The organism is Vibrio maerlii, assembly GCF_003415655.1.
GTDB classification, from domain to species: Bacteria; Pseudomonadota; Gammaproteobacteria; order Enterobacterales; family Vibrionaceae; genus Vibrio; species Vibrio maerlii.
In genome coordinates, this window is record NZ_QRHC01000003.1 from 628,095 (window position 1) to 642,346 (window position 14,252).

Below are 14,252 nucleotides of genomic sequence, written 5' to 3' on the forward strand. Positions count from 1 at the left end.
AAAAAATCAATTAGTAACGCTTATAGGCGCTCTTCAAGCCAAGTCGGAATAGACTTCATTGCTTCAGGTAGTGCTGCTACGTCTGTACCACCAGCCTGAGCCATATCTGGACGACCGCCACCTTTACCGCCAACTTGCTCAGCAACCATCTTAACTAGGTCACCCGCTTTTACTTTGCCGATAAGGTCTTTAGTCACACCCGCGATTAGGCCAATTTTCTCACCATTGATGTTCGCAAGCATTACTACGCCACTGCCCATCTGGTTCTTCGCGTTATCAACCATAGTACGTAGGTTCTTAGGATCAGCACCTTCCATCGCAGCGATAAGTACTTTAACGCCATTGATTTCTTGAGCTTTACCCATAATGTTTGCGCTTTCAGCCGCAGCCATCTTCTCTTTCAGCTTCTGGATCTCTTTCTCTAGAGATTTCGCTTTCGATGCTGACTCAGCTAGCTTCGTTTCAAACTTAGCTTGTTGCTCTTCGATTGCATCCAGTGCAGCTTCACCCGTTACCGCTTCGATACGACGAATACCTGCTGCAATGCCACCTTCAGAAGTTATCTTGAATAGACCGATGTCACCAGTATTATCAGCATGAATACCACCACAAAGCTCTGTAGAGAACTCGCCCATAGACAGAACGCGAACTTCGTCATCGTACTTCTCACCGAATAGCGCCATTGCACCCTTCTGCTTAGCAGATTCGATGTCCATCACATTAGTTTCGATTACGTGGTTGCGACGAACTTGTGCGTTTACTAAGCGCTCAACTTCTTTCAGCTCCGCAGGCGTTACCGCTTCTAGGTGAGAGAAGTCAAAACGTAGGTTGTCAGGCTTAACTAGTGAACCTTTCTGCGCTACGTGCTCACCAAGAACTGTACGAAGTGCTGCGTGCAATAGGTGTGTTGCTGAGTGGTTTAGTGAAATCGCAGCGCGACGTTCTGCGTCTACGACAGCTTCAACTTCATCACCTTTCGCTAGAACGCCTTCCGCTACAACACCGTGGTGCGCGATTGCGTTACCAAGCTTCTGAGTATCTTCAACTTTAAACACACCTGATTCAGTTTTTAGAACACCCGCATCACCACACTGACCGCCTGACTCAGCGTAGAATGGTGTTTCACCTAGGATGATGATTGCTTTATCACCAGCAGATAGAGATTCAGCCGCCTCACCTTCTACGAAGATTTCCGCAACCTTGCTCTTACCTTCTGTGCCTGTGTAACCACAGAACTCAGATTCAACCTCTGACTTAAGCGTTGCGTTGTAGTCTGTACCAAACTGGCCAGCTTCACGAGCACGTTGACGCTGCTCTTCCATCGCTTTTTCGAAGCCTGCTTCATCGATAGTAAAATCGCGCTCACGAGCAACATCGTTAGTTAAGTCAGCTGGGAAGCCGTATGTATCGTAAAGTTTGAATACCGTTTCACCGTCAAGCTCTTTGCCTTCAAGTGCGTCTAGTGCTTCGTTCAGGATAACCATGCCGCGCTCTAGAGTACGACCAAAGTTTTCCTCTTCGATGCGTAGAACTTTTTCAACAATTGCTTGCTGCTTCTTAAGTTCAGCAGCAGCAGAGCCCATCACTTCTACTAATACACTCACTAGTTTGTGGAAGAATACGCCCTTCGCACCTAGCTTGTTACCATGACGAACTGCACGACGGATAATACGACGTAGAACGTAGCCACGACCTTCGTTTGAAGGCATAACACCATCAGCGATTAGGAATGAACAAGAACGGATGTGGTCAGCAATCACGCGTAGAGACTGGTTAGATAGATCGTCGTGACCTACAACTTCAGCTGTCGCTTTGATTAGCTTTTGGAATACATCGATTTCGTAGTTTGAGTGAACACCTTGCATGATTGCAGAGATACGCTCAATACCCATACCTGTATCAACAGCAGGCTTAGGTAGTGGTTCCATCGTGCCATCAGCATGACGGTTGAACTGCATGAATACGTTGTTCCAGATCTCGATGAAACGGTCACCGTCTTCTTCAGGAGTACCAGGACGGCCGCCCCAGATGTGCTCACCGTGATCGTAGAAGATTTCAGTACATGGACCACAAGGACCGGTATCACCCATTGTCCAGAAGTTGTCAGATTCGAACTGCTTCCCGCCTTCTTTGTCACCGATGCGAACAATCTTGTCTGCTGGTACGCCTACTTGTTTGTTCCAGATGTCGAAAGCTTCGTCGTCTGTCTCGTATACCGTTACTAGTAGCTTTTCTTCTGGTAGACCAAGTGTCTTAGTTAGGAATTCCCAAGCAAACGCGATCGCGTCTTCTTTGAAGTAATCACCGAAGCTGAAGTTACCTAGCATTTCAAAGAATGTGTGGTGACGAGCCGTGAAGCCAACGTTCTCAAGGTCGTTGTGTTTACCACCCGCACGTACACAACGCTGAGCCGTAGTTGCTCGAGTGTAGGCACGCTTTTCGGCGCCTAAGAAGCAATCTTTAAATTGGTTCATACCTGCGTTTGTGAATAGCAGGGTTGGGTCGTTGTGTGGAACCAACGATGAACTGTCTACGATTTGGTGTCCTTTGCTTTCAAAGAACTTAAGGAACGCGTTACGAACCTCATCAGTGCTCATGTACATGCAGCTCTTCCTAAGAATTAGTCGAGTTAGAATTTTGCGCTATTGTAGACCAAGCAAGCGCTGACGACTAGTTTTCTAACAGAAAAGAACCTATTTAATGACCAGTTTGGGAGTGAAGGAAAGCGGGCTTGCTGGGTGTGCAAGTGCAGTTTTTCGGTTGAAGGTGTTGAACACCTTCAACCGAGGAGGAATAGGACTTATTAGTCCTCAAGCTGATAGATAACATCTACACGGTCACGAATAATTAGTGTAGAGTCTTCGTAACCCATAGATTCAGCTTTTGCATCCATCGCCATGCTACGCATCAATACAGGTTGTGAGGAAGTACCGTTGTAGCTTACTCGCCAAACTTGACCTAGTTCTTTATCAAAACCTTCAGCTAGGGAGCTTGCCTTATCATTGGCATTCTTAATCGCAGCAAGACGAGCTTGGTCTTTATACCTTTGCTCATTCTTCACTTTGAGTTGAACATTCTCTACATGAGTAATTCCCGACTGCAGTGCAGTATCGAGTAATACGTTAAGCCGAGTAATATCATTCAACGTCACATCGATATTACGTGAAGCACGGTAGCCAATAAGCTCTGGCTGACCGCTCTTTGGATAATGATATTGTGGTGCTAAGTAAAGATTGGAGCTGCTTACATCATCACGAGACACTCCATCCTTTTCGAGTGCGTCTAGGTAGCGATTCACAACCTTATCAGCGGCTGCCTTAGCTTGCTCTGCTGCCATCGCAGTTTCTACCACCTTTACTGTGAATGTAGCGGTATCTGGCGTCGCAACGACCTCACCGTAGCCCGTCGTTACGATATGAGGAAAGTTGGGAGTCTCTGCAAATACGTTTGCAGCCAACAACAATGAAGATATTGCGATCAGAGTTTTTACGCGTTTCATAAAAATCCTTCTTGTTCTTTTTATGCTCAATTGGATGATAGTCGAAAACGCTAAACTGCCAATATACATCCGATGAAAATGACATAACTTTAACTGTCCACACACAAAACAAGGGGTTATGTATCAATGTTAAAAAGCGTTATTGAGGCAGATGATCTCGAGCAAAGCCGATTATCGACTGCGTAACCTCTTTGAGTAAGCCGCTCTCGAGCTGCCAGTGGTGCCAATACAGACGATGGGTAAGAAACAGATTAGGGGTCAACTCCACCAACTCTGCTGATGCGAGCTCAGACTCTATCTGCAGTCGCGGAATCAAGCAATATGCCACACCAGATAGCGCTAATTTCACGAATGCTTCAGAGCTTGCAACTGTGTGATTAATAATCGTATCTCTGGGCACATTGAAATGTTGATGAAGATACTGTTTGTGCAGGTCATCATATTGGTCAAATGAGACCGCAGGAGCCATTGCTAGCGTTTTATAGTTCACTCCTTGTGAGAAGTACTTATCGACAAACTCCTGACTCGCCACACATACATAGTCAATTCGTCCGAGGTAATCCGCATCACAGCCTTGAATAGGCTTCTCTTCCTGACTGATAGCACCTACCACCTCTCCGCTTTTCATCTTATCTAAGGTGCGTGATTCACCGTACACCACAATATTCATTTCGACTTTCCGAGATTTCATAACCGGTGAAATCGCGGGCAGTAACCAAGTAGCTAGGCTGTCGGCATTGGTGGCTATGGAGATCGATAACGCTCGCTCCTGTTCTTGATTCGCAAGCTCTGGGATTAGCTCACTCTCTAACAGCTTGACGCGTTTATGTAAGCTAAGCAGCTTCTTTCCAACCAATGTCGGTCGTGGTGGCTGCTCTCGAATTAGAGCGGGTTGAGCAAGAAACTTCTCGAGTTGTTTGAGCCTCTGCGAGATCGCCGACTGCGATATATATAAGCCCTCTGCTGCGCGCTCGAAGCTTCCTTGAGTCACGATAGCCTCTAAGGCTTCTATCCACTTGTAATCCAATCCTCGCATCTCACCCACCTCATTAGATAAACTTATGAGAGATTAAAATCATTAATTATATTAATCAAACCATCTCAGTTATCTTTGCGCACATTAACAAAAAACAACAAGATAACAGGTAGTAACATGAGCTTTTGGGTTCTTTTACAGGGTTTTGGTTTGGGTGCGAGTATGATTATTCCTATTGGCGCGCAAAACGCATTTGTTTTAAATCAGGGTATAAAGCGCCAACACCACTTTACGACCGCGACTATTTGTAGCGTGTTGGATATGATTTTTATCTCGCTAGGTATCTTTGGTGGTGGTGCACTGCTATCTCAAAATGAGACTGTATTAACAGCCGTCACCCTAGGTGGCATCGCATTTTTGTTGTTCTATGGTGCACTATCCCTAAAAAGTGCTTTTGCTCCAACTAAACAAGAGAATGCTCAACAAGTGACTGCACGTGGCCGTCGAACCGTCATCCTGGGCGCACTTGCGGTTACAGTGCTTAACCCACACCTTTATTTAGATACGGTGGTGATCTTGGGCTCGATTGGTGGGCAATTTGAAGGAAGTGAGCGTATTTCATTTGCTATCGGTACTGTGCTCGCTTCATTCGTATGGTTCTACTCTTTATCATTCGGGGCAGCTAAACTAGGACCGACTCTTTCTAAACCAAGCGTAAAGAAAGGCATTGATATCGCGGTAGCAACCATGATGTTCGTTATTGCAGCGATGCTAGCTAAGGGCTTACTAGACTAACTGGGAATTCAAGGATGAATACTGTTGATACAATCTATGATTTCAACATCCACTTATTCGCGAAAGCGGATGTTGAGTATCAAGAATGGATACACGAACCGATTTTGGATTTTGCAACCGATGAGCGTGTCGCTGTTGAATTAGGTTGGACCGGGACACACACTAAGAGTTTATTCTTAAAGTCAAAAAATGGCCCCTTCACCTTGTATCTCACAGAGAAGGACAGTCGTTTAGATAGTAAAGCGATAAAAAACATAACAGGACGTCGAGTTTCCATCTGTAAAGATGAAGAGATGGTAGAGCAAACTGGGTGCGTACCAGGTGCTGTCTGTCCATTTGGATTACCTGATAGCGTTGAGTTAGTCATCGATAAAACGCTCCTCGAATGTACAGAGCTACTATTTACCCCAGGTAAGCCTGAATTCACCTTTGCCTTTAAGGGCAGTGATCTAAAAACACTTCTTGATGCTTTACCAAACCGCGTATATTACTTGGATTAAATAAAAACAGGCGGATAACTCAGTTATCCGCCTGTTTCACATTAATTCGAAGAGATCGAAGCTTAAGCCGCTTCAACCTTATTTAGGTGCACATCCATTTGTGGGAATGGGATCTCAATGCCTTCGTTATCCAAGCCTTCTTTAATCGCTTGCATTAGGTCGAAGTACACTCCCCAGTAATCTTCAGTTTTTACCCATGGACGAACCACAAAGTTCACTGAAGAATCTGCCAACGTGTGAACACCAACTTGAACACCTGGTTCTGGTAAGACACGCTCATCCGCTTCACAGATCTTAGTCAGTAACTCTTTTGTTTTTTGCAGATCCGCACCGTAAGAGACACCGATCATTAGATCAATACGACGAGTAGCGTGGCGTGAGTAGTTGGTTATTGGGCTACCAATCACGCTGCCATTAGGTACTACGACCATCTTATTATCTGGTGTTGTTAGAACCGTTTGGAAGATTTGAATTGATTCAACCGAACCTGCAACGCCACCAATTTCAACATAATCACCAGATTTGAATGGACGGAAACCAACAATTAATACACCAGCTGCAAAGTTAGATAGAGAACCTTGTAATGCTAGACCTACAGCAAGACCTGCCGCACCAATTACAGCGACCACAGAAGCGGTTTGAACACCAATGCGACTTAGAGCTGCAATCAAAACGATAACGAACAGAAGGTAACGTACCAAGCCATGGATAAACTCGATAACCGCTTTATCCATATTCTTTTTCTGCAATACCTTTGCAACGCTATTAGCAATCGCTTTTACGATGATATTACCAATAAATAGAATAGCCAGTGCTGAGATAATATTTACCCCATATTGCACAAGTAGATCGGTGTTGTTAGCCAGCCACGCTTCTGCATGACCAATTCCATCTAACATAGGAGTTTCAATTTCCGTTGACTCGCCTGCCATAGTTTATTCCTCAAATATAAAATCAATCTGTCCTAACGTTATCATCAACAAGAGAACTGTTACAAAAACGTATCCTAAATCAATAGCCCGCCAAAGACATTTAAAACAATTGGTTACCAGAAAAATCCGATATCAATTTGATACAGATTACGCAACTTTTTAACATTTCTCCAGAGGTTTTAGCACACATAATTTCAATCGTCTCAAAAAGCGACAGGCATAAAAAAACCCAGCCGAAGCTGGGTTTTTGAATCAATAACTATAATTTAAATTATAGTACGTCGATAGCGTTTAGGTCAGCGAAAGCTTTCTCTAGACGAGTAACCATTGAAGATTGACCTGCACGTAGCCATACGCGTGGATCGTAGAACTTCTTGTTTGGTTGGTCTTCGCCTTTAGGGTTACCGATTTGACCTTGTAGGTAATCACGGTTTTCAGCTTCGTAAGTACGGATGCCGTCCCAAGTTGCCCACTGTGTATCAGTATCGATGTTCATCTTGATAACGCCGTAGCCGATAGACTCTTGGATTTCTTCTTCAGAAGAACCAGAACCACCGTGGAATACGAAGTTTAGAGCGTTAGGTGCAATACCGAACTTCTCTGCACAGTATGCTTGAGAATCACGTAGGATAGTTGGAGTAAGTACAACGTTACCAGCTTGGTAAACACCGTGTACGTTACCGAAAGAAGCTGCGATAGTGAAACGTGGGCTAACAGCGTTTAGGATTTCGTAAGCGTAAGCTACGTCTTCTGGAGAAGTGTAAAGCTCAGAAGCGTCCATATCAGAGTTATCAACGCCGTCTTCTTCGCCACCAGTACAACCTAGTTCGATTTCTAGAGTCATGTTCATCTTAGCCATGCGCTCTAGGTACTTAGCACAAGTCTCGATGTTCTCTTCTAGAGACTCTTCAGAAAGGTCGATCATGTGAGAAGAGAATAGAGGCTTACCAGTTTGAGCGAAGAACTCTTCACCTGCGTCTAGTAGACCGTCGATCCATGGAAGAAGTTTCTTAGCAGCGTGGTCAGTGTGTAGGATTACTGGAACACCGTAAGATTCAGCAACAGCGTGTACGTATTTTGCACCCGCTACAGCACCAAGGATTTGAGCACCTTGACCTTCAAGTTTAACGCCTTTACCAGCGAAGAAACCAGCACCGCCGTTAGAGAACTGAACTACAACAGGAGCTTTAACTTTAGCTGCAGCTTCAAGTACACCATTGATAGAATCAGTGTTTACTACGTTTACAGCTGGAAGCGCAAACTTGTTTTCTTTAGCTACTTCAAATACTTTCTGTACGTCGTCGCCAGAGATAACACCTGGTTTTACGAAATCGAAGATCTTAGACATGGAATTAGTCCTATTTTCTGTCGTTTTTAAATTAAAATTTGCAAACGTTTGCTCACAATGCGCGCTATTCTAGCAAAAAAATGTGATGTGCAGCAAACTCAAAAAGGCGAGAAATTGTTCTCGCCTTTTATCAATCAATTACGCTTTTGCACGCTCTTCAAGCATTGCAACAGCTGGAAGTACTTTACCTTCAACAAACTCAAGGAATGCACCACCACCAGTAGAGATGTAAGATACGTCAGCTTTGATACCGAACTGGTCGATAGCCGCTAGAGTGTCACCACCACCTGCTACAGAGAAGCCTTCAGAAGCAGCGATTGCTTCAGAGATACCTTTAGTACCTGCTTCAAAGTTCTTGAATTCGAATACGCCTACTGGACCGTTCCATAGGATAGTCTTAGCGTTCTTCAGGATTTCAGCTAGTTCAGCAGTTGAATCTGGGCCTAGGTCGAAGATCATGTCGTCGTCTTGAACGTCAGCTACGTTCTTGATTTCAGCTTCTGCGTTCTCATCGAATGCTTTCGCACATGCAACGTCAGTTGCTACTGGGATTGCACACTCTTCCATTAGCTTCTTAGCTGTGCCTACTAGGTCTGCTTCGTATAGAGATTTACCAACGTTGTGGCCAGCAGCTGCGATGAATGTGTTCGCGATACCACCACCAACAACTAATTGGTCAGCAACTTTAGATAGAGACTCAAGAACCGTTAGCTTAGTAGAAACCTTAGAACCACCAACGATAGCAACCATTGGACGAGCAGGCTTGTCCATTGCTTTTGCAAGAGCGTCTAGCTCGTTAGCTAGTAGAGGGCCTGCACACGCTACTGGTGCGTTCATACCAACACCGTGAGTTGAAGCTTGTGCACGGTGAGCAGTACCGAATGCATCCATTACGAAGATGTCACATAGTGCTGCGTATTTCTTAGATAGCTCTTCTTCGTTCTTCTTCTCGCCTTTGTTGAAGCGAACGTTTTCAAGAACAACTAGCTCACCAGCGTTAAGCTCTAGGCCATCTAGGTAATCTTTAGCTAATTTAACGTCGCAATCTAGTGCGTCGTTTAGGTAGTTAACTACAGGTTGTAGAGAGAACTCTTCAGCGTACTCACCTTCAGTTGGGCGGCCTAGGTGAGAAGTCACCATTACTTTCGCACCAGCTTCTAGACAGTGTTTGATAGTAGGAAGAGACGCAAGAATACGAGCGTCAGAAGTAACTTTGCCTTCTTTAACAGGTACGTTTAGGTCCGCACGGATAAATACGCGTTTACCTGCTAGTTCCAGGTCAGTCATCTTGATTACAGACATGCTTTGTCCTCTCAAATAGTAAATATAAAGTTTTGAAAACTTAGCTACCCTGCTAAGTCTGATAATTCTTTAAGCTGGTAGTAATATGGAGATTCTGCATATTTATTTCAACCTTTAAAATAAATATTTCTCCGCATCGCTTACTGCTCCGATGCCTGCATTGCTAATGCCGTGTCCAGCATGCGATTAGCAAAGCCCCATTCGTTATCACACCACACAAGCATTTTAACTAAATGCCCGTTACTGACTCGTGTTTGAGTACCATCAACAATCGCGCTATGGGGATCATGATTAAAGTCGATGGAGACGAGCGGCGCTTCAGTATAGTCAACAATGTCACGTAATGTACACTGAGATGCGTTAACAATGGTTTGATTTACGTCATTAACTTTCACATTCGTATTAATTGTGACACTCAAATCCATTGCAGTTACGTTAACAGTCGGCACACGTACCGATATTGCTTCAAATTTGTTGGAAAATTTCGGGAATATTCTTTCAATTCCTTTGTGTAACTTTGTGTCAACAGGGATGATAGATTGACTGGCAGAGCGTGTACGACGTAAGTCGGAATGATAAGCATCAATTACCTGCTGATCATTCATTGAAGAATGGATAGTCGTAATAGTGCCAGAGTCGATGCCAAATGCATCATCGAGTGCCTTGATGATTGGCACAATACAGTTAGTCGTACATGAGCCGTTCGACACCACTTTGTGATCAGCTTGAAGTGTGTCGTGGTTTACACCATAGATAATGGTGTTATCGAGGTCATTTGCGCCTGGGTGAGAAAAGAGCACCTTCTTCGCGCCTGCTTTAATGTGCTCTTGACCGTCAGCCTGCGAACCGTATACACCGGTGCAATCCAACACAAGGTCAACTTCGAGGTCACGCCAAGGGAGGAGGTTTATCTCTGAAAGATGAAGAATTCGAATAGAGTCGAAGCTATCGTGACCATGGTGAATGTAGATATGCTCTTGGTCATTGCTCACCTTCTTACCGAAACGGCCATGAGTCGTATCGTATTGCAGAAGGTGTGCCATTGCGTCAGGTTGAGCCAACTCATTCACCGCAACCACTTTAATCTCTTGCTGGCGACCACTCTCATAGACAGCTCGTAAAACATTACGTCCAATTCGGCCAAATCCATTAATCGCAACTCTTAGCATTCTTCCATCGCTCTACATAAATTTCGTGCAACGAATACTACCCGATTGCTACGCAGAACTCACTCAAAACAATGCTTGTACAATTACTCAACATTCCACGGCATTAGCAAGGTCAAACTGATAGCAACACACCTTGTTCCGACCACTGTCTTTCGCTTCGTACAGTGCGTTATCGGCCTGCCTGAGGAGCTCCCTTAATGAAGTCTGCTTCGTTAAAGTCGCCACTCCACTACTGACGGTAAACTGCAAAGTATCATTCTCAAGCTGTAAGGAGCTGGTCATCACCTTGGTTCTGATTCGTTCTAATATCTGTTGGGCTTCGTCCTCACTAGTGTTGGTAAAGGCTATTGCAAACTCCTCACCACCTACTCGACCAAAAATGTCCGTTTTACGTAGCTCACTCTGACAGAGATTAGAAAAGAACACCAAAGCCTGATCACCGATAATGTGTCCGTACTTATCATTGACTTGCTTAAAATGATCGATATCGAGTATTGCCAGTGTATAGAAGCGATTCTGAATCCTAGAGTTTCTCAGTTCCAATGAGGCAATATCGAGGAAGTACTTGCGATTGAAGGCATCGGTCAACGCATCTCGTGTTGCTTCCATATACAACTTGTTCAAGTATGCTTCTTTATCCCGCTGCTCTCGCGTTAACAAGCTCCATGAAGCAACGATGATAGAGAGAAAAAAGCTCGTGATAATAAGACCGACGGCAGGGAGCAGTTCTTGGCTACTGTTCTTGATCTTCCAGCTCAGACCACCCAATATTTCACCTTTCAATGAACGAATTTTCAAGTGGTGCTGCCCTGCAATAATGCTTGTGTTGTAAGTGAGGCCTTTAATCTGATATTCGTTGGACAACGACTCTAGGTATGCTGGCGATATTTTTTTACCAAACGCTAAGTAGGTTCCCAACCTAGGGGTTTCGAGTTCTTCATTTATAAGAGGGGCTCCAACAACAAAGTAGAGATCGTTACCAAGCAACATAAAGCTACTGACTACTTTGGTCACATCTTCACGAGCACGCGATAAGCTGACCATGGTCACTAAGTCGCTATCCAACAACATTTGAGCTTTCAAATTCTGTGCTTGCTCACTTGTGGTGAGTGAAATCACCTCATAACCATGCCTCAGAGCCAAGCTAAAATCATAATCGAAGTTATCTAATACATACTGCCCCGAGTTCCACTCTATCCACTGTTCATCTTTCTCGGAAAAAACATTGTTGTAGGTCTCATCCCAGTAGCTGTATTCAATCAGCTGAGACTTCTTGTATTTTTTTTCAATGTTAAAGGCTAAAGACACTCGCTCTCCAACCTCCTTCGCTGCTCTATTGTCCAGAATTTCAAAAAAGTAGTGGATGGTTGCAACCAACACAATCGCTGACGCTGTCAACAAGCACACCATGGCTTTGATAACATAATCAATTGAGATGAAGCCTGGTTTCGTAACCTGTTGAAAAGTCGATGAATCATGTTCAGTCTTGGGCATCAATGATTTCCATATTTAGTTACTCATTGAACTTATAAATATAGAAGACGACAGATACTCTTCCACCGCTTAGCTTCGCAAAAACAAAAAAGCAGCCCTGAAGTTTCCCTCAGGGCTGCTTTAAGTTGCATATTTAGGCCATAAGTGACCTAGTAAAAGTCGATTAAGCTAGAAGCTCTTTCGCAGTGTTTACAACGTTTTCAGTTGTGAAACCAAACATCTTGAACAGTTCGCCAGCTGGTGCAGATTCACCGAATGTCGTCATACCGATGATCTTACCGTTGAAACCAACATACTTGTACCAGAAGTCAGCAATACCCGCTTCGATAGCGATACGAGCTGTTACGTCTGATGGTAGAACTTCTTCACGGTACGCAGCGTCTTGCTTGTCGAATGCATCTGTAGATGGCATTGAAACAACGCGTACTTGCTTACCTTCAGCTGTTAGCTGCGCTGCAGCTTCGACTGCTAGTTCAACCTCTGAGCCTGTTGCGATAAGGATAAGCTCTGGCTTGCCTTCACAATCTTTCAGGATGTATGCACCTTTCGCGATGTTCGCTACTTGCTCTGCGTTACGCTCTTGCTGTGCAAGGTTTTGGCGAGAGAAGATAAGTGCTGTTGGTGCATCTTTACGCTCGATAGCCAGTTTCCAAGCTACTGCAGATTCCACTTGGTCACATGGACGCCATGTGCTCATGTTTGGCGTTAGACGTAGAGAAGCCATTTGCTCAACCGGTTGGTGAGTAGGGCCATCTTCGCCAAGACCGATAGAGTCATGCGTGTAAACCTGGATGTTCTGTACTTTCATCAGAGCAGCCATACGCATTGCGTTACGTGCGTATTCCATGAACATTAGGAATGTTGCGCCGTATGGTACGAAACCGCCGTGTAGCGCGATACCGTTCATAATAGCCGTCATACCGAACTCACGAACACCGTAGTGAATGTAGTTACCCGCAAAGTCATCTGCTTCAAGAGACTTAGAGCCAGACCACATGGTTAGGTTAGATGGTGCAAGGTCAGCAGAGCCGCCCATGAATTCTGGAAGCATTTGACCAAACGCTTCTAGTGCGTTTTGCGATGCTTTACGTGATGCGATGTCAGCAGGGTTTGCTTGAAGATCAGCGATGATTGCGTTTGCTTTCTCTTCCCACTCAGCTGGTAGGTCGCCGTTGATACGACGCTTAAGTTCCGCCGCTTCTGCAGGGTAAGCTGCTGCGTATGCTTCAAACTTCTCGTTCCAAGCCGCTTCTTTTGCTGCGCCCGCTTCTTTTGCATCCCACTGTGCTGCAATATCAGCTGGGATTTCGAAAGGACCGTGTTCCCAACCAAGAGCTGCTTTTGTCGCTGCGATTTCGTCAGCGCCTAGTGGAGCACCGTGACAGTCGTGCGTACCTGCTTTGTTTGGAGAACCAAAACCGATGATAGTCTTAGTACAGATTAGCGTAGGACGTGGGTCAGCCTTCGCCGCTTCAATAGCAGCGTTGATTGCTTCTGCATCGTGACCGTCTACTGCTGGGATTACGTGCCAGCCGTATGCTTCAAAACGCTTAGGTGTATCGTCAGAGAACCAGCCTTCAACTTCACCATCGATAGAGATGCCGTTGTCATCCCAGAATGCGATTAGCTTGCCTAGACCTAGCGTACCAGCAAGAGAACATGCCTCGTGCGAGATGCCTTCCATTAGACAGCCATCACCCATGAATACGTAAGTGAAGTGGTCAACGATGTCGTGGCCTTCTTTGTTGAACTGAGCAGCAAGTGCTTTCTCAGCCATTGCCATACCAACCGCGTTAGTGATGCCTTGACCTAGAGGACCAGTCGTCGTCTCGATACCTGGTGCGTAGCCGTACTCTGGGTGACCAGGAGTCTTAGAGTGAAGCTGACGGAAGTTTTTCAGGTCATCAATTGATAGCTCGTAGCCGCTTAGGTGAAGCAGAGAGTAAATAAGCATTGAGCCGTGGCCGTTCGATAGTACGAAACGGTCGCGGTCAGCCCACTCTGGGTTTTGTGGGTTGTGGTTTAGGTGACCACGCCAAAGTACTTCGGCGATATCCGCCATACCCATAGGTGCACCTGGGTGACCAGAGTTAGCTTGTTGAACACCATCCATGCTAAGTGCGCGGATTGCATTTGCTAGATCTTTACGAGAAGACATGTCTGCTCCTGAATTGCATTAAGCGAAACGAAAAGGAATTTGTGGAGGCGCAATTCTCTCAAAGCAAACTAAGCACTGC

The 14,252-nt window shown here is 45.1% G+C and carries 11 protein-coding genes; 2 read left to right on the forward strand and 9 right to left on the reverse strand.

Translation table 11 applies throughout. The features are described from left to right. Positions 1-20: 20 nt before the first annotated feature. The 3 genes from alaS to DPF91_RS07260 form a co-directional block, all read right to left on the reverse strand. Positions 21-2,603, reverse strand: a complete 2,583-nt coding sequence (gene alaS, locus DPF91_RS07250) for an alanine--tRNA ligase (protein WP_117233745.1) — start codon at positions 2,601-2,603, stop codon at positions 21-23. Positions 2,604-2,803: 200 nt separating this feature from the next. Further along, on the reverse strand, positions 2,804-3,499 hold the full coding sequence (locus tag DPF91_RS07255; RefSeq protein WP_117233746.1) for an oxidative stress defense protein: 696 nt from the start codon (positions 3,497-3,499) through the stop codon (positions 2,804-2,806). A 139-nt stretch (positions 3,500-3,638) separates the two neighbouring features. Then, positions 3,639-4,535 (reverse strand): LysR family transcriptional regulator ArgP, encoded by an 897-nt coding sequence (locus DPF91_RS07260; RefSeq protein WP_117233747.1) that lies wholly within the window; start codon positions 4,533-4,535, stop codon positions 3,639-3,641. A gap of 117 nt (positions 4,536-4,652) precedes the next feature. On the opposite strand from DPF91_RS07260, the gene DPF91_RS07265 reads away from it, so the two are divergent. Together DPF91_RS07265 and DPF91_RS07270 are read left to right on the forward strand one after the other, a co-directional pair. After that, complete coding sequence (locus tag DPF91_RS07265; RefSeq protein WP_117233748.1) at positions 4,653-5,270, forward strand: LysE/ArgO family amino acid transporter; 618 nt, start codon at positions 4,653-4,655, stop codon at positions 5,268-5,270. Between the two features lie 14 nt (positions 5,271-5,284). After that, positions 5,285-5,770, forward strand: coding sequence for a YbaK/EbsC family protein (locus tag DPF91_RS07270; RefSeq protein WP_117233749.1), 486 nt, complete (start codon positions 5,285-5,287; stop codon positions 5,768-5,770). A gap of 62 nt (positions 5,771-5,832) precedes the next feature. Here DPF91_RS07270 and mscS read toward each other — a convergent pair whose 3' ends face one another. The 6 genes from mscS to tkt form a co-directional block, all read right to left on the reverse strand. Continuing rightward, a complete protein-coding gene (mscS, locus tag DPF91_RS07275; protein WP_117233750.1) occupies positions 5,833-6,702 on the reverse strand; it encodes a small-conductance mechanosensitive channel MscS in 870 nt (289 codons plus the stop codon). 271 nt (positions 6,703-6,973) lie between these two features. After that, complete coding sequence (gene fbaA / locus DPF91_RS07280; protein WP_117233751.1) at positions 6,974-8,050, reverse strand: class II fructose-bisphosphate aldolase; 1,077 nt, start codon at positions 8,048-8,050, stop codon at positions 6,974-6,976. A gap of 138 nt (positions 8,051-8,188) precedes the next feature. Continuing rightward, entirely contained in the window at positions 8,189-9,352 is a 1,164-nt protein-coding gene (locus tag DPF91_RS07285) for a phosphoglycerate kinase (RefSeq protein ID WP_117233752.1), read from the reverse strand. 140 nt (positions 9,353-9,492) lie between these two features. Continuing rightward, positions 9,493-10,521 (reverse strand): erythrose-4-phosphate dehydrogenase, encoded by a 1,029-nt coding sequence (gene epd, locus DPF91_RS07290; RefSeq protein WP_117233753.1) that lies wholly within the window; start codon positions 10,519-10,521, stop codon positions 9,493-9,495. An 87-nt stretch (positions 10,522-10,608) separates the two neighbouring features. Beyond that, entirely contained in the window at positions 10,609-12,015 is a 1,407-nt protein-coding gene (locus DPF91_RS07295) for a sensor domain-containing diguanylate cyclase (protein WP_117233754.1), read from the reverse strand. A 163-nt stretch (positions 12,016-12,178) separates the two neighbouring features. Beyond that, positions 12,179-14,173, reverse strand: coding sequence for a transketolase (gene tkt / locus DPF91_RS07300; protein ID WP_117233755.1), 1,995 nt, complete (start codon positions 14,171-14,173; stop codon positions 12,179-12,181). Positions 14,174-14,252 lie beyond the last annotated feature (79 nt).